A 15,895-nucleotide genomic window follows, 5' to 3' on the forward strand; every position below is an offset into this window, starting at 1 on the left:
GGTCAGGACAGTACCGCCGTCGCCTCGATCTCGACCAGTGCCTCGTCCTCGACAAGGCCGGCGACGATGACCATCGCCATCGCGGGGAAATTGCGCCCCAGCACCTTGCGATAGACTTCGCCCATCTCGCGCTGCTTGGCCAGGTATTCACGCTTGTCGGTCACGTACCAGGTCAGACGCACCAGGTCTTCGGCAGTGCCGCCCGCGGCCTCGAGAATGGCGAGGATGTTCCGGAGCGCCTGTTCCGTCTGCCCGAGAAAATCGTGGGCTTCGAACTTCTGCTCGGCGGTCCAGCCGATCTGTCCGCCGATGAAAAGCTGCCCCCCGGCGGCCTTCACCCCGTTGGCATAGCCCTTGGCCTTGGCCCATCCTTCGGGCTGGATCACCTCATGCGCCATCTGACGTCTCCTCTTTCATATGTTCTTCCAACCGCGCCCGCAGCGCATCGGTCCAGGCGGCGGGTCGGCCCGCGCCATCTATGAAGACGACCGTGGAGGCCGCCGTGAATCTCTGCTCCGCGCCGCAGCGGGCGTCATAGGCAAGGCCCAGGCTGCTACGCCCCACCTTCGTGACCCTGAGTGCGATCTTGAGCGCGTCCCCGAGCCGGCTTGGCGCGTGGAACTGTGCCTCGATCCCCGCCGTGGGAATGCCGCAGTCCCGATGCATCTCCGAGAAGGGCAAGCCCGCGACGGTGTCGAAGAAATCCTCGACCGTATCGTTCATCATTTCGAAATACCGCGGATAAAAAACGATGCCCGCCGGATCGCAATGCCGGAACTTGACCTTCTGATGATAGATGAAAGGCATGCCTCAGACCCCCAGATACCTGTCGCGGACATCGCCGTTCAGCGTGCTCATCGTGCCGGTCCATACCGATTTGCCGCGCTCGAGGATCACGACCCGGTCGGCAATGCGGCGCAATTCGCTGATCGTCTTGTCCACCACGAGGATCGACAGGCCCGCGTCGCCCTTGAGCGTTGCGATGGCGTCCCAGATTTCCTGCCGCACAACCGGTGCGAGACCTTCGGTCGCCTCGTCCAGGATCAACAGGCGCGGATTCGTCATCAGTGCGCGGCCGATGGCCAGCATCTGCTGCTCGCCGCCCGAAAGAGATCCCGCCATCTGGTCGCCGCGTTCCTCCAGCCGGGGAAACAGCGCGTGCACCCGGTCGAAATCCCAATGGCCGGGCCGTGCAGACGCATAGAGGTTCTCGCGCACCGTGAGGTTCGTGAAGCACCGCCGCCCCTCGGGCACCAGGCCAAGGCCCAGTTTCGCGGCCCGGTGCGCAGGCAGCCCGGCGATGTCCTGCCCGTCGAAGCGGACGGTGCCTTCGCCGTTCTTGAGCAGGCGACAGATCACCTTGATGGTGGTCGACTTGCCCATGCCGTTGCGGCCCATGAGTGCCACGACCTCACCTTCGCGCACCTCGAGATCCACCCCGAACAGGGCCTGCGATGCGCCGTAGCTGGCAGTAATTCCCCCGAGGGACAACAGGCTCATGCCGCGTCCTCCTCGCCCAGGTAGGCTGTCTTGACGTCCGGGTTCGCGCGGATCTCGTCGACACTGCCGGTGGCGATGATCTTGCCATAGACCAGCACGCTGATCCGGTCCGCGAGCGCAAACACCGCGTCCATGTCGTGTTCAACCAGCAGGATCGGCGCCTGCTGCTTCAGTTCGCGCAGGAAGGCCGTCAGTTCCTGCGACCCCTCGGCGCCCATGCCGGCCATCGGTTCGTCCATCAGGAAGGCCCGGGGTGACAGGGTCAATGCCACCGCGACCTCCAGCTGGCGGCGCTGGCCATGCGACAGCTCGGAAGTAATGGTGCTGGCGTGGTCCGCCAGTCCCACACGCTCCAGTGCGGCACCGGCGCGTTCCAGCAGGCGGCGGTCCTTCATCGCCGGCCGGAAGAAGCTGAAGGTGCGGCCACTTTGCCCGATGGCGCCAAGCACGGCGTTTTCCATCACCGTGTAGTCCATCGCCAACGCGGAGATCTGGAACGTGCGGCCCAGTCCCGCCTGCGCGCGCTTTGCCACCGACAGCCCGCTGACGTCGCGGCCCATGAAATGCACCGTGCCGCGGTCGGGCTTCAACCCGCCCGCGATCTGCTTGATCAGGGTCGACTTGCCCGCCCCGTTCGGTCCGATCAGGGCGTGGATCTCACCCGCTTTCAGATCCAGCGAAATGCCGTCGCTGGCCTTGAGCGCGCCGAAGCTCTTGTGCAGGTCGCGCACGTCGAGGATCAGGTCATCCGGCATGACGCACCTCCCGGCGAGACAGCCCGCCGATCAGACCGCCCTTGGCGAACAGGACGACAAAGAGCAGGATCGCGCCGAGGTAGATATGCCAGTACTCCGACAATCCGCCCAGCACATGCTCCAGCAGGATGTAGACCGCCGCCCCCGCCACCGGCCCGCACAACCGCGCCACACCGCCCAGAATGATGAACACCATGATCTCGCCCGAGGTGTGCCAGCTCAGCATCGTGGGGCTGACGAAGCGGTTCAGATCGGCGAAGAGCGCACCGGCCAGCCCCGTGATCGCCCCCGATATGACAAAGGCCGTCAGGCGCAGCCGGTAGACGTTGATGCCGACGGTGCGTGCCCGCTCCTCGTTCTGGTGCGCCCCGTGCAGGGCCAGGCCGAAGGGCGACCGGTTCAGCATCCGCACGAACAGAAGCACGATCAGCAGCACGGCGAAGCACAGGCCGAAGAACTGGATCGGATCCAGCGTATTCAGCCCCGGAAAGCCGTTGCGCACGTAGATGGACAGGCCGTCCTCGCCCCCGTAGGCAGGCCAAGAGATCGCGAAGTAATAGAGCATCTGGCCGAAGGCGAGCGTGACCATGATGAAATAGACGCCCGATGTCCGCAGGGACAGCGCGCCGACCAGCAGTGCCACCAGCGCGCTGGCGACGATGGCGACGAGCCAGATCACCAGCATCGACTTCGTTCCCTCGATCAGGAACGGCGCTTCCATGATCGGGGTATAGCTTTGGGCGTGACTGGCGAGGATGCCCATCGCATAGCCGCCGACCCCGAAATAGGCGGCGTGGCCAAAGCTGACCAGCCCGCCCTGCCCCAGCGCCAGGTTCAGCCCCACGCCGGCAAGCGCGAGCACCGCGGCCTTGGTCGCCAGCGTGATGATGAAGGGCTCGTCCAGCGCCATCGCGATCAGCGGCACTGCCAGAAGCAGGCCCAGGACCAGCAGGTTGATAAAGCGTTCCGGCAACATGTCAGGCGCTCCCGAAGAGGCCGGTGGGCTTGAACAGCAAGACCCCCGCCATGAGAATGTAGATCAGCATGGATGCCAGCGCGGAGCCGACGGAGGTGGCCGCCGAAGGTTCCATGAAGGTGGCGAAGAATAGCGGCAGCAGCGACCTGCCCAGCGTATCGGTCAGGCCCACCAGTATTGCCCCCGCCAGCGCTCCCTTGATCGATCCGATGCCGCCGATCACGATCACCACGAAGGCAAGGATCAGCACCGGCTCGCCCATGCCGACCTCGACCGACTGGATCGCGCCGACGAGCGCACCGGACAGCCCCGCGAGTGCGGCGCCGAGGGCAAAGACCATCGTGTAGAGAACGGAGATATCCACCCCGAGCGCGCCGATCATCTCGCGGTCGTTCTCGCCTGCGCGGATTCGCATACCGACGCGCGTTTTCGAGATCAGCAGGAACAGGCCCGCGGCCACGACGAGCCCGATGAGGATGATCGCCAGCCGGTACTTGGAGTAGAGGATGCCGCCGGGCAGCGTGACCGTCCCGGACAGGAATGCCGGCGTGTCGAGGTAGAGCGGAAAGGAGCCGAAGACCCAGCGGGTGGCCTCGGAAAAGATGAGGATCAGGGCAAAGGTCGCCAGGACCTGGTCAAGGTGGTCGCGGGCGTAGAGCCGCCGGATCACCGTCAACTCGATCAGCGCGCCGAAGAGTGCGGCGGCCATCAATGCCGCGATCAGTCCCAGGACGAAGGACCCCGTCGCAGCCGCGCCCGCCGCCGCGACGAAGGCGCCGATCATGTAGAGTGATCCATGCGCGAGATTGATCAGCCCCATGACCCCGAAGATCAGGGTCAGCCCTGCCGCCATCAGGAACAGCATGACTCCGAACTGCAGCCCGTTGAGGATTTGTTCTATCAGCAGGATGGTCGACATGCCCGGCCCCGGTTTCGGGCTGGCGGCCCCGTCGAGGCCGCCAGCGTCTGTCTCAGTTGCTCAGACCGCATTCCGCGGCATAGACATCCTGATGATCGGTCAGGACGGTCGAGATGATCTTGTTGGTGTAGACGTCGCCTTCCTTGATCACTTCACGCACGTAGATGTCCTGGATCGGGTGGTTGTTGTTCCCGAACTTGAACTTGCCACGGACGGAGTCGAAGTCGGCCTCCTTCAGCGCGGCGCGGAAGGCGTCACGGTCCGCGATGTCGGCCTTCTCCACGGCGGAGAGGATCAGGTTCGCGGTGTCATAGGCCTGCGCGGCATAGAGAGACGGCAGACGGCCATAGGCTTCCTGGAAGCCTTCGACGAACTTCTTGTTGGCGGCGTTGTCGATGTCCTTGTTCCACTGAGACGTGTTGTGCACGCCCAGTGCGGAATCACCCACCGCGGGCAGGATCGTCTGGTCGAAGCTGAAAGCGGGCCCGATCACCGGCAGGTCGATGCCGCTGTCGGCGAACTGCTTGAGAAACGAGATCCCCATGCCGCCGGGCAGGAAGAAGAAGATGCTGTCGGCGCCCGAGGCACGGATCTGCGCGATCTCGGCCGCGTAGTCGGTTTGGCCCAGTTTGGTGTAGAGTTCGCCTGCCAGCTCGCCGCCGTAAAGACGCTTGAACCCGGTCAACGAATCCTGCCCCGCCGGATAGTTCGGCGCCAGGATGAAGGGCTTGGTGTAGCCCGACGCCTTGGCATGGGCGCCTGCCGCCTCGTGCAGGTTGTCGTTCTGGTAGGACACGGCAAAGTAATCCTGGTTGCAGCCCTTGCCGGCCAACTGGGCAGGCGCCGCGTTGGTCGAGACATAGAACTTGCCCTGCGCGTTCGCCGCGGGTGCGACCGCGAGCGCAAGGTTCGACCAGACGATGCCGGTGAGGATATCCACCTTGTCCGACTGGATCATCTTGTCCGCGACCTGCACGGCCATTTCAGGCGCGCGCTCGTCATCTTCGATGATGACCTCGACGTTGTCGTTGCCGGCCTGATCGATCGCCAGCATGAAGCCGTCGCGCGTATCGACGCCAAGGGACGCGCCCCCGCCGGTCAGCGTGGTGATCAGGCCGATCTTGACCTTGCCGCCATGGGCATCGGCCAGTGCGGCGGTTCCGAACGTCATCGCCAAGGCTGCGGCAGCGACGGCTGTGAATTTGTGGTTCATCGTAATCTCCCGGTTGGAACGGCGCATTTTCGCGCTCGGTGAAGCTTGGGAAAGATCGGTGCCGCGCGCAAGCGACCACGCACACATTCCCTACCCTGACCCCAATTTACGGCTGCCCGGAATTTACTTCAAGCAAAAATATTTTGAGCTTGAAGTTAATTGGCGCGCCTGTGCGTTAAGGTTCGATCGTCGGTGTCTAATTTTCTGGTCACCGCCGGTGTCTAGAAAACGATACATAAGTTGTTCAAAAATATAGCCTTTTTTGAACCAGTGTTTTGCCGCGCATGTAAGTCGTGCTATCATCACCGGTGTCAGTTCTCCGGAACAGGTGCTAGCACCGGCGCCGGGCCGGAGAACTCCATGGGGGAGTCATGGCATCGATGGAGAATGATCGCGAGCTGGTGGAGGTCGATCTCTATCAGCAGAGTTTCGAAGACATCCGCCTGTTCAAGCAGACTTTGCCGGAGACCACCGTCGTTTCCCTCGCGCGCGAGGTGCTGCGCAGGCTCGCGCAGCAGACCCCGAGGCGGGCTTTCGACCGCGCCGACATCGACAGCTTCGGCGCCGCGCTGGTGGAGGGAAGCAGCGCGCACGCCTACCAGATGGTCGAGAAGCACCATGCCAAAGGTGCCAGCGTGCAGGATATCTATCTTGGTCTGCTGTCGCCCGCCGCCAAGCTCTTGGGAGAAAAATGGGTGTCGGACGAACTGACCTTTGCGGAGGTCACCATCGGCACTGGACGAATCTACGCGATCATGAGGAGCCTGCGTTTCACCCTGGAACCCGGTGACCTGCCCCCATCCAAATCCGCCTTCTTCGCGTCCGTGCCAGACGAAACGCATACCCTCGGGGTCAAGATGGCGGCAGACCTGTTCCGCCAGAAAGGCTGGCACATCGACGTGGAGGCAGGACTCGATCACGATGCGCTGCTGGAGCGAATCATCGCCTCGCGGCAACGGCTCGTCGGCATTTCTGCGGGGGGACAGCACGCCTTGCCCGCCCTCGCCCGCCTGATCCTTGCATTGCGTGTCAGCGTGCCCGGCGTGCGCATCCTCGTCAGCGGAAACATCGTCGACGAGGCGCGTGACAGCATCCGGCTGATGCAGGTGGATGCGATGACATCTGACTTGAAAGAGGCGATTGCCGAGATGGAACGCCTCTGGGGCAATCTGACCGCCGTCGCCGTCTGACGCCCGGCTGGCCTGCGGCAAAAAAAATGGGCGGCCCAACCTCCGCAGGACCGCCTATTCCTTCCTCCCTGCTCGGGGAGATCAGTTTGTCGCTTCGGCCTCTGCGTCCGGGCCGACGGAAACAAGATAGGCCCACACGTTCTTGGCGTCTTCCTCGTCACGCAGCTTGAAGGACATCTTCGACCGTGCCTTGCGGTCGTCGAGGTATTCCTGAAGGAACGCGCGGGGATCCTGAACGTAGACGACGAAATCCTCCTCGTTCCATTCCAGCCCGGCTTCACCGGCAGCCTTGATCGAGTCGCCGTACTTGTCGGCGAATTCTTCCTGCGTGCCTGCAACGCGCTGGTACACGCCGTAAAGGTTCGGGCCGGTACGGCCGCCCTTGACGACGTCCTTGCCGTCGGCGTCAACGATCGAATGGCATGCCTTGCACTTGGCGAAAACCTGTTCTCCCGCGTCCGCATCGCCAGTGGCGTGGCTTTCCGCGAAAGCGGGGCCGGCGACCAGCGCCAGACCCAGTACGGCTGTCTTGACAATATTCATCACGAACTCCTGTTCCTGTGCTCCGTCTCGGTAACGTAGAGCATTTTCGGAAGAAGCAAATGCAAAGTTTGGCGACTCCCACCACCGACATTGGTCGAGGGGTTATGTCTAGTCAACATTACACTTGAAGAGACTCAATATGTCAGGCTAGGCTTACATATGTCCATGACCAGCCATATCCCGGCCCGCCGACTGCCGGAAACCTCGGCGATGCTGCAGTTGATCAAGCCGATCACCTGGTTTCCGCCGATGTGGGCGTATCTCTGCGGGGTGGTGTCGTCGGGCGCTGCCCTGTCGGGCAGTTGGGGGCTTGTCCTGTTGGGGGTTCTGCTGGCCGGTCCCATCGTCTGCGGCATGAGTCAGGCTGCAAACGACTGGTGCGACCGTCACGTGGACGCCATCAACGAGCCCGATCGCCCGATCCCGTCGGGGCGTATCCCCGGCCGCTGGGGCCTTTGGATCGCGCTGGCCATGTCGGGGCTGTCGCTGCTGGTCGGCTGGCAACTCGGGCCCTGGGGTTTCGCCGCCACCGTCTTCGGCGTGCTGGCCGCCTGGGCCTATTCCGCCGAACCCGTTCGCCTGAAAAGGTCGGGCTGGTGGGGGCCGGGTCTGGTCGGTCTCTGCTACGAGGGGCTGCCGTGGTTCACCGGCGCGGCGGTCCTTTCCGCCGGGGCGCCCTCGCCGCAGATCGTCCTCGTGGCGTTGCTCTATGCACTGGGCGCCCATGGCATCATGACGCTCAACGACTTCAAGGCGCTCGAAGGCGATACCCGCACCGGGGTCAATTCCCTGCCCGTGACGCTTGGCCCCGCCCGCGCGGCGCGGGTGGCCTGCTGGGGCATGGCCCTGCCGCAGGTGGTGGTCATCGGCCTGCTCGTGCTTTGGGACAGGCCCCTGCACGCCCTCGCCATAACGGCCCTGCTGTGCGCCCAGATCGCCGCGATGCGCGTCCTGCTGCGCGATCCGGAGGGGCGTGCCCCGTGGTACAACGGCACCGGCGTCCTGTTCTACATCACCGGCATGATGATCGCCGCCTTTGCGCTGAGGTATCTTGCATGACGCTTACGTGGGTCCAGATCGTCCGCCTCGGATTGGTCCAGATGGCCCTGGGGGCCATCGTGGTCCTGACGACCTCGACGCTCAACCGCCTGATGGTGGTGGAGTTCGCGCTCCCCGCGATATTGCCCGGTGCGCTCGTCGGTTTGCACTACGGCATCCAGCTCAGCCGCCCGCGCTGGGGCTATACGTCCGACACCGGGGGCAACCGGACGGCATGGATCCTGGGCGGCATGGCGGCACTGGCCGCGGGCGGCTTCGCCGCGGCCTTCGCGGTCACGCTTTTCGCCACCAGCTTCTGGGCCGGGCTGTCACTGTCGGTGCTGGCATACGCGGTGATCGGGCTGGGCGTCGGGGCATCGGGCACGTCGCTACTCGCCCTGCTTGCCACCGCCACGGCCCCCGAGCGCCGCGCCGCCGCCGCCACGATCACGTGGTTGATGATGATCTTCGGCATCGCCCTCACGGCCGGGCTCGCCGGCAGTTTTCTCGATCCCTACTCGCCCGCGCGCCTGCTGGTGGTCGTGGCCGTCGTGGTGGGCGCCGCCACCCTGCTCTCCGCCCTCGCCGTGGCGGGGATCGAGAAACGGGTGACCGCGATCGCGCCTGAGCCCGCCGCGCCTTTCCTCGATGGGCTGCGCGAAATCTGGGCGGAGCCGCGCACGCGGAACTTCACATTGTTCGTCTTCCTGTCGATGAATGCCTATTTCATGCAGGAACTGATCCTCGAACCTTTCGCCGGGCTCGTCTGGGGCTTCAGCCCCGGCCAGTCCACCGCGCTCAGCGGTGCGCAGAACGGCGGTGTCTTCGTCGGCATGTTGACGGTGGGGATCGTCGCCACCGGTCTGCGCCGCGGCCAGCTGCGCAGCTGGGTGGTGGCGGGATGCGTCGGTTCCGCGCTGGCGCTCTGCGTCATCGCATGGGAAGGCGTGGCGCGCGCGGGCCTCGGCCTGACCGGCCCGGTCGTGGCGCTCGGGTTCTTCAACGGCATGTTCGCTGTCGCCGCGATCGGGTCGATGATGGCCCTCGCCGCAGAGGGGCGCGGCCAGCGCGAAGGAACGCGCATGGGCCTGTGGGGCGCGGCACAGGCGATCGCCGCGGGTTTCGGCGGGCTGACAGGTGCCGCCGCCGTCGATGTCATGCGCGGCCTGCGCCCCGACACCACGGCCTTCGGCACCGTTTTTCTGGTCGAGGCCGCCCTTTTCATCGCAGCGGCCGTGATGGCCCTGCGCATCATGGACAACACCAGCAGCAAACACGCCGCAATGGTTCCGGGGGAGTAGATATGTTCGATGTCGTTGTCGTGGGCGGTGGCCCGTCCGGTGCAACCGCCGCCGAGGAACTGGCCCGTTCCGGCCACAGCGTCGCTCTTCTGGACCGTGACGGCCGGATCAAGCCGTGCGGCGGTGCGATCCCGCCCCGGCTGGTATCCGATTTTCGCATTCCCGACAGCCAGATCGTGGCCCGGATCAACACGGCAAGGATGATCTCGCCAACGCAGCGCCGGGTCGATATCCCGATAGAGAACGGCTACGTCGGGATGGTGGATCGCGAGTTCTTCGACGAATACCTGCGCGCCCGCGCCGCGGATGCCGGCGCGGCCCGTTTTACGGGCACGTTCCTGCGGATCGACCGCCACGGGATCGAGACGAAGGTCATCTATCGCGACAAGGCCAGCGGCGAGGAGCGCGCCCTGAGGACGGCGCTCATCATCGGCGCGGACGGGGCCCGGTCCAACGTCGCCAAGGCCGAGGTGCCGGGCGGCGACCGGATTCCTTTCGTAATCGCCTACCACGAGATCATAGAGGCACCCGAACGGACCGATACCTACGATCCCGCCCGCTGCGACGTGATCTACGACGGGGCGATCAGCCCGGACTTCTACGGCTGGGTCTTTCCGCATGGCAAATCCGCCAGCGTCGGCATGGGCACGGGTCTGGACGGTGTCGACCTCAAGCGGGCGACGGCGGACCTGCGCCGTGCCGCCGGGCTGGAGAGTTGCCGCACGATCCGGCGCGAAGGGGCGCCCATTCCGCTCAGGCCGATGGACCGCTGGGACAACGGTCGCGACGTGGTGCTGGCGGGCGATGCCGCGGGTGTCGTCGCCCCCTCCTCGGGCGAGGGGATCTACTATGCGATGATTGGCGGGCAGGTGGCCGCAACTGCCGCCAGTGCTTGCCTGAGCACGGGCCGCGCGGGTGACCTGGCGCTGGCGCGCAAGCTCTTCATGCGCGAACACAAGCAGGTGTTCCGCGTGCTCGGTGCCATGCAGAACGCCTATTACCGCAGCGACGAACGCCGGGAGCGTTTCGTCTCCCTCTGTCACGATATCGACGTGCAGCGGCTTACCTTCGAAGCCTACATGAACAAGAAGCTGGTCAGGGCCCGCCCCATGGCGCACCTCAAGATCGGGCTGAAAAACCTTGCACATCTGACCCGTCTGGTGGCAGTAACCCGCGTCTGAGGACCATCATGGACGGCAGCATGACGCCCCGCGAGATCATGATCCCCGCGTGGATCGACGGACGGCTCACCCCGGTCGAGAAACTGGCGGCGCACCGGCGCGGGCTGCGGCATCTCGCCGTGTCGGTCTTCGTGCTGCGTGCGGGGCGGATCCTCATCCAGCAGAGGGCGTTGGGCAAGTACCATACGCCGGGTCTCTGGGCGAACACCTGCTGCACGCATCCCGACTGGGGCGAACCGGCGGCGGCCTGCGCCGAACGTCGGCTGGACGAGGAACTGGGCATCACCGGCCTGAACCTCGCGCACCGCGGCCAGGTCGAATACCGGGCCGAGGTCGGGAACGGGCTGATCGAACACGAACTGGTCGAGGTCTTCCTCGCCCACGCGCCTGCCGACATGCCGATGGACCAGAACCCGGCCGAAGTCATGGCGACGCGCTGGATCAGCCCTGACGCCCTGGTGGACGAAATCGCGGAACATCCCGACCGCTTCACCCCGTGGCTGCGCATCTACCTTGCCGAGCACCGCGAGATGATCCTGGAGTAGCACTGACTGTCCGGTCGCGTGATCGAACCCAAGTCGGTCCGCGCTGCCAGTTCAGCCCAACACCCTTTCACCGACAGCCTGAAGCGCCGTCGCGGCGATGTCCGTGGCGGTAAGGCCCGCGTCGGCGTACATCGCGTCGGGTGCCGCCTGATCGATGAAACGGTCGGGCAGCGTCATGGTCCGGATCGCGAGGGTGCCGTCCAGCAGCCCCTCTCCCGCCAGATCATGCAGCACCATCGCGCCGAAGCCGCCGCGCGCGCCCTGCTCCACGGTAATCAGCGCGCGGTGATTGCGCGCCAGCCGGTGCAGCAGATCGCGGTCCAGCGGTTTGGCAAAGCGCGCGTCGGCGAGGGTGCAGGACAGGCCCCGCTCGGCGAGCAGCGCAACCGCCTTGCGGCTCTCGCCCAGGTGCGCCCCGAAAGACAGGATCGCCACATCCGCGCCTTCGGCGAGTATCCGGCCCTTGCCGATCTCGAGCACGTCGCCCTGCGCGGGCAGGTCCACGCCCTCGCCCTCGCCGCGCGGATAGCGAAAGGCGATGGGGCCGCTGTCATGAGCCACGGCGGTGGCGACCATGTGGACCAGCTCAGCCTCGTCAGCCGCGGCCATGACAGTGAAGTTCGGCAGGGCACACAGATAACCGATGTCGAATGCGCCCGCGTGGGTCGCGCCGTCGGCGCCGACCAGACCGGCGCGGTCGATCGCGAAACGCACCGGCAGGTTCTGCAGGGCCACGTCATGCACGACCTGGTCATAGCCGCGCTGAAGGAAGGTGGAATAGATCGCGCAGAACGGCTTCAGACCGGACGCGGCCAGACCGGCGGCAAAGGTCACGCCGTGTTGTTCGGCAATGCCCACGTCGAACATCCGCTTCGGATGCGCCTTGGAAAAGATGTCCATGCCCGTCCCGCCGGGCATTGCCGCGGTGATGCCGAAGATCCGCGAGTCGGCCTCTGCCTCCCGCGCGAGGGCCTCGCCGAATACCTTGGTGTAGCTGGGCGCGTTCGGCCGCTTCTTCGCCTGATTGCCGCTGGCGACCTCGAACTTGCCGACGCCGTGATACTTGTCCGCCGACCGTTCGGCGGGCGCATAGCCCTTGCCCTTGACCGTGCAGCAATGGATCAGCACCGGTCCGGTCGCCCTTGCCCGCGCGGCGCGCAGCACGGTGACCAGCTGTGTCATGTCATGGCCGTCGATGGGGCCGACGTATTGAAATCCCAGTTCCTCGAACAGCGTGCCCTGCGCCCCGGCAACCCCGGTCACCATCTGCCGCGCACGGCGGGCATGGTCACGCAAGGGGCCGGGCAGCGCCGCCTCGAAGCCTTCGGCCATCTGCTGCACCCTTCCCAGGGGCGACCCGTAAAGGCCGGACAGGTATTTCGACATCGCGCCGACCGGCGGGGCGATGGACATCTCGTTGTCGTTTAGGATCACGAACATCCGCCGTCCCTCGGCCCCCGCGTTGTTCATGGCCTCGTAGGCCATGCCGGCACTGATGGATCCGTCCCCGATCACGGCGATGGCATCGCCCGTCGGCTGGCCCATGTCGCGTCCCACCGTGAACCCCAGCGCCGCCGAGATCGACGTGGATGAATGGGCGGCGCCGAAGGGGTCGAATTCGGATTCGCTGCGCTTGGTGAAACCGGAGATCCCGCCTTCCTGGCGCAGCGTGTGCATCCGGTCGCGCCGTCCGGTCAGCACCTTGTGCGGATAGCACTGGTGGCCCACGTCCCAGATCAGCTTGTCGCGCGGGGTGTCGAAGACGGCGTGCAGCGCGACGGTCAGTTCAACCACCCCCAGCGACGACCCGAGGTGACCCCCGGTCCGGGCCACCGCCTCGATCACCTCGACGCGCAGCTCGCCCGCCAGCGCGTCCAGCGCCTCGATGCTCAGGTGTCGCAGGTCCGCGGGGCCGCCAATACGATCCAGATACGGTGTGGGGGTCTTGGCATGGGTCATCGTCACGGTCCTTCGGGCTGAAAGGAAGCGCCCGCCGGCCCGGGATCGGGAGGAACGTGCCGTTGTGCGGTACCCTCCTCCCGGCTCCCGTAGCCAACAGGACGTGTCAGAAAAGCCTCTTTCTGACGTTTCCGGCTCCTTCAAGGGACGTGAAAGAGCCGAAAGGCTGGGGCGGGGCCGCGGCGAACCGGCCCCGCCGATGCTTAGCCGATGTCGCTGGCGCGCAGCGCCGGAACATCGGAATAGGGCGTGGGATCGGGCGTGTCGCGGGACTGTTCCGGCAGGAGCAGTCCCAGCGCCGCGAGAAGCCACAGGCACAGACCGACCACCACGCACACCAGTGCCGCGTATCCTGCCCCCTTGAGCATCAGCGCCGTCACGTCCGCCCTGAGACGGAAGTTGCCGGAACCGGTGCGCAGGAAGTCGTTGTTGTCACTCATGGTTTCTCTCCTCAATCCAGCGGCGCGTAGCCGTGTTCCTGTGCCCAGGCGAACCAGTTGTCCACGACCGTGCCCGTCAGCAGGATGCCGATGCCGCCGGTCAGCGTGGTCAGCACCGCGAACCACCATGCCCAGCGATGGATCCCCTCCATCGTCGCGTTGAACCCCATGGTCCAGCGCCAGAACAGGGCGGCACGTTCACTGGCGGTGCCACGGTCCACGATCTGCTCGATCTCCCGCTCGCCACCGTAACGGCTGACCGCCAGAATGGTCGCCCCGTGCATGGCGAACAGCAGGGCCGAGCCATAGAGGAAGGCGATCGAAAGCGCGTGGAACGGGTTGTAGAACAGGTTGCCGTAGGTCAATGAGAACAGGTTCGTCCAGTCGAGGTGCGGGAAGATGCCGTAGGGCACCGCCTCGGACCAGCTGCCCATCAGCACCGGCCGGAACAGGCCCAGCACGAGGAACAGCCAGATCGCCGAGGCGAAGGCCCAGCTGACATGCTTGCCCATGCCCAGTTCCTCGGCCCGCAGGTAGGTGCGGATCCACCACGAAATCACGCTGATCAGCAGGAAGAAGCTGGCGATCAGCCACCATCCCCCCTCGTTCAGCGGCGGAAAGCCCAGGCCGTAATCCGACGACGGCGGCTCAAGGGCCAGCCAGAACAGTTCGCGCAGGAACAGGGCCGGAGAATAATCCACCTGCCACCAGAAGTTCATCCCGACGATGAAGAACCAGATGAACCCCGTCGCCAGCGACACGACCCCGAAGGTGCCCAGGTAAACAGGCCCGAGCTGCGCGTTCCCGAATATGCCCAGCAGCTGGGAAAAGCCCGCGGATTTCGTCCGCTCGCGCTCTATCAGGCCCTTGGGGTCGAGGCCCATTTCCGGCGGCCCCTGCACTTGCACCTGGGTAAAGATGTTTTGATATTCAGCCATTGTTCATACCCTCCTTACAGGTCCGCCCACCAGGGCAGGTAGAGCCACCAATCCCACCAGGCGCTCCACTGGTCGAACCAGATGGTGCCGGAGATCACGATGCAGATCGCGCTCCACAGACCGGCATTCAGCGCCAGCAGCAGGCCGAGCCGGTGAATGCCGAGCGGCCCGATGGAATAGCCGATCAGATCGCGGAAATAGGTGTCCTCGTGATCCGGCGTGGCGATCGGATTGCCCTTGCCGGTATTGACCGCCGACAGCACGAGGGAACCGTGCAGGGCCAGCGCGAGACAGGTCGTGAAGAAGAAGGTGATCGCGATCATGTGCGCGGGGTTGTAGTGGAAGTTGCCGTAGGCGTAGCCCACGTTGTTCACCCAATCGAGGTGACTGAAGATTCCGTAGGGAAAGCCGTGCCCCCAGGCGCCCAGCAGAACCGGCCGGATGATGACCAGTGTCACGTAGGCCAGGATCGCCACTCCGAAGGCCCATGGCACATGGTACCCGATCCCCAGCTTGCGGCAGATTTCGACCTCGCGCAGGGCCCAGCTGACGAAAGCCAGCGTCGCGCACATGGTGATGATCTGCCAAAGTCCGCCCTCGGCCAGCGGGGCCAGGCCCAGCCCGACCTCCAGCGCCGGTGGGTTGATCGAGATCAGCCAGGGGTTCCACGTCGGTCCCAGGGCTGCCCCGTAAAAGATCAGTATCGTTCCGAGCGCGGCGAAAAAGAACGTCGTGACGCCAAAGAATCCGACGTAGAAGGGCCCCACCCAGAAGTCGAACAGATCACCGCCAACCAAGGTCCCGCCCCGGACCCGGTATTTTCTTTCGAAGCTGAGCTGTGCCATCTTCCATCTCCCAAATGCGCCCTGCGAACCGGCCCGGTGCCGGCGGGGCGCGTGATTTTCCAGGTTGCGGCGGGCGGCCGGGGGCCGCCCGCTGCGGTCTCTTTGCAGGATTTATTCCGCAGCGGCCGCTTCCGTGCCGAAAGCACGGTTGAGCCAGTTGGTCTCCGGATTGCTGAGCAGGACGAGGTGAATCATCACCGCCAGCAGAAAGAGGAAGACACCCTGGGCCACGAAGACGCGGCGCGGGTCGAAAATGAGCCAGATCTTGTAAAACTGTGCCATGATTTCCTCTTATCCCCAGCTGAACCAAGGCAGTTTGAAGTAGGTCAGGATATGGGCGACCAGGGCCACGATCGTGAAGATCGCGAAGCCGCTCATGTAGACCGAGTGCAATTCCTGCGCTTGCTCGTCTGTCAGACCCGTGAAGGACAGGTCATTTTTATCAGCCATGTTTTTCTCCTAGAAAAAGTGCCGACGCCGCGCACCCCCCGCGGCCGGGTTACGACAGGGGCTCATCCCCTGTCCCGATCCACCACTCCGGGCAGGAATGGC

At 65.0% G+C, this 15,895-nt stretch carries 19 protein-coding genes; 5 read left to right on the forward strand and 14 right to left on the reverse strand.

Annotated features, from left to right (window positions below):
* Positions 1–2: 2 nt before the first annotated feature.
* From BOO69_RS19395 to BOO69_RS19425, 7 genes are read right to left on the reverse strand one after another with little or no spacing between them, the layout of a single operon-like run.
* On the reverse strand, positions 3–398 hold the full coding sequence (locus tag BOO69_RS19395; protein ID WP_071974043.1) for a RidA family protein: 396 nt from the start codon (positions 396–398) through the stop codon (positions 3–5).
* Positions 388–807 (reverse strand): acyl-CoA thioesterase, encoded by a 420-nt coding sequence (locus BOO69_RS19400; protein WP_156875005.1) that lies wholly within the window; start codon positions 805–807, stop codon positions 388–390. The genes BOO69_RS19395 and BOO69_RS19400 overlap by 11 nt, the downstream gene beginning before the upstream one ends.
* 3 nt (positions 808–810) lie before the next feature.
* Complete coding sequence (locus BOO69_RS19405) at positions 811–1,500, reverse strand: ABC transporter ATP-binding protein (protein ID WP_071974044.1); 690 nt, start codon at positions 1,498–1,500, stop codon at positions 811–813.
* Positions 1,497–2,255, reverse strand: a complete 759-nt coding sequence (locus tag BOO69_RS19410; protein WP_071974045.1) for an ABC transporter ATP-binding protein — start codon at positions 2,253–2,255, stop codon at positions 1,497–1,499. The genes BOO69_RS19405 and BOO69_RS19410 overlap by 4 nt, the downstream gene beginning before the upstream one ends.
* Positions 2,245–3,231, reverse strand: a complete 987-nt coding sequence (locus tag BOO69_RS19415; RefSeq protein ID WP_071974046.1) for a branched-chain amino acid ABC transporter permease — start codon at positions 3,229–3,231, stop codon at positions 2,245–2,247. The genes BOO69_RS19410 and BOO69_RS19415 overlap by 11 nt, the downstream gene beginning before the upstream one ends.
* A 1-nt stretch (position 3,232) precedes the next feature.
* Positions 3,233–4,150 (reverse strand): branched-chain amino acid ABC transporter permease, encoded by a 918-nt coding sequence (locus BOO69_RS19420; protein ID WP_071974047.1) that lies wholly within the window; start codon positions 4,148–4,150, stop codon positions 3,233–3,235.
* Between the two features lie 52 nt (positions 4,151–4,202).
* Positions 4,203–5,363 (reverse strand): ABC transporter substrate-binding protein, encoded by a 1,161-nt coding sequence (locus tag BOO69_RS19425; protein WP_083545758.1) that lies wholly within the window; start codon positions 5,361–5,363, stop codon positions 4,203–4,205.
* Between the two features lie 371 nt (positions 5,364–5,734).
* On the opposite strand from BOO69_RS19425, the gene BOO69_RS19430 reads away from it, so the two are divergent.
* Positions 5,735–6,553: a cobalamin B12-binding domain-containing protein gene (locus BOO69_RS19430; RefSeq protein ID WP_071974048.1), complete on the forward strand. Its 819-nt coding sequence runs from the start codon at positions 5,735–5,737 to the stop codon at positions 6,551–6,553.
* A gap of 81 nt (positions 6,554–6,634) precedes the next feature.
* Here the strand turns inward: BOO69_RS19430 and BOO69_RS19435 are convergent, their stop codons facing one another.
* A complete protein-coding gene (locus tag BOO69_RS19435; RefSeq protein WP_071974049.1) occupies positions 6,635–7,096 on the reverse strand; it encodes a c-type cytochrome in 462 nt (153 codons plus the stop codon).
* 159 nt (positions 7,097–7,255) lie between these two features.
* Here BOO69_RS19435 and chlG point away from each other — a divergent pair, with 159 nt between their 5' ends.
* Genes chlG through idi form a run of 4 tightly spaced genes read left to right on the forward strand, consistent with a single transcriptional unit; the run spans position 7,256 to position 11,161 of the window.
* A complete protein-coding gene (chlG, locus tag BOO69_RS19440) occupies positions 7,256–8,155 on the forward strand; it encodes a chlorophyll synthase ChlG (protein WP_071974050.1) in 900 nt (299 codons plus the stop codon).
* Positions 8,152–9,435 (forward strand): BCD family MFS transporter, encoded by a 1,284-nt coding sequence (locus tag BOO69_RS19445; protein ID WP_071974051.1) that lies wholly within the window; start codon positions 8,152–8,154, stop codon positions 9,433–9,435. Before chlG ends, BOO69_RS19445 begins: the two co-directional genes overlap by 4 nt.
* Before the next feature lie 2 nt (positions 9,436–9,437).
* Entirely contained in the window at positions 9,438–10,616 is a 1,179-nt protein-coding gene (locus tag BOO69_RS19450) for a geranylgeranyl diphosphate reductase (RefSeq protein WP_071974052.1), read from the forward strand.
* Between the two features lie 8 nt (positions 10,617–10,624).
* On the forward strand, positions 10,625–11,161 hold the full coding sequence (gene idi / locus BOO69_RS19455) for an isopentenyl-diphosphate Delta-isomerase (protein ID WP_071974053.1): 537 nt from the start codon (positions 10,625–10,627) through the stop codon (positions 11,159–11,161).
* A gap of 51 nt (positions 11,162–11,212) precedes the next feature.
* On the opposite strand, the gene dxs is transcribed toward idi, so the two are convergent.
* The 6 genes from dxs to pufB all read right to left on the reverse strand — a co-directional run bounded on the left by dxs (position 11,213) and on the right by pufB (position 15,793).
* The gene (gene dxs / locus BOO69_RS19460) at positions 11,213–13,120 is read right to left on the reverse strand and encodes a 1-deoxy-D-xylulose-5-phosphate synthase (RefSeq protein WP_071974054.1); all 1,908 of its coding nucleotides are present in this window, start codon (positions 13,118–13,120) and stop codon (positions 11,213–11,215) included.
* Between the two features lie 203 nt (positions 13,121–13,323).
* Positions 13,324–13,560: an RC-LH1 core complex protein PufX gene (gene pufX, locus BOO69_RS19465; protein WP_071974055.1), complete on the reverse strand. Its 237-nt coding sequence runs from the start codon at positions 13,558–13,560 to the stop codon at positions 13,324–13,326.
* An 11-nt stretch (positions 13,561–13,571) separates the two neighbouring features.
* On the reverse strand, positions 13,572–14,498 hold the full coding sequence (gene pufM / locus BOO69_RS19470) for a photosynthetic reaction center subunit M (protein WP_071974056.1): 927 nt from the start codon (positions 14,496–14,498) through the stop codon (positions 13,572–13,574).
* A gap of 14 nt (positions 14,499–14,512) precedes the next feature.
* Positions 14,513–15,343, reverse strand: a complete 831-nt coding sequence (pufL, locus tag BOO69_RS19475) for a photosynthetic reaction center subunit L (protein ID WP_071974057.1) — start codon at positions 15,341–15,343, stop codon at positions 14,513–14,515.
* A gap of 111 nt (positions 15,344–15,454) precedes the next feature.
* The gene (gene pufA, locus BOO69_RS19480; RefSeq protein WP_071974058.1) at positions 15,455–15,625 is read right to left on the reverse strand and encodes a light-harvesting antenna LH1, alpha subunit; all 171 of its coding nucleotides are present in this window, start codon (positions 15,623–15,625) and stop codon (positions 15,455–15,457) included.
* A gap of 9 nt (positions 15,626–15,634) precedes the next feature.
* Positions 15,635–15,793 carry a light-harvesting antenna LH1, beta subunit gene (pufB, locus tag BOO69_RS19485; RefSeq protein ID WP_071974059.1) on the reverse strand — a complete coding sequence of 53 codons (159 nt, stop codon included), beginning with the start codon at positions 15,791–15,793 and terminating at the stop codon, positions 15,635–15,637.
* Between the last annotated feature and the right edge of the window lie 102 nt (positions 15,794–15,895).

Source organism: Sulfitobacter alexandrii, assembly GCF_001886735.1.
GTDB classification, from domain to species: domain Bacteria; phylum Pseudomonadota; class Alphaproteobacteria; order Rhodobacterales; family Rhodobacteraceae; genus Sulfitobacter; species Sulfitobacter alexandrii.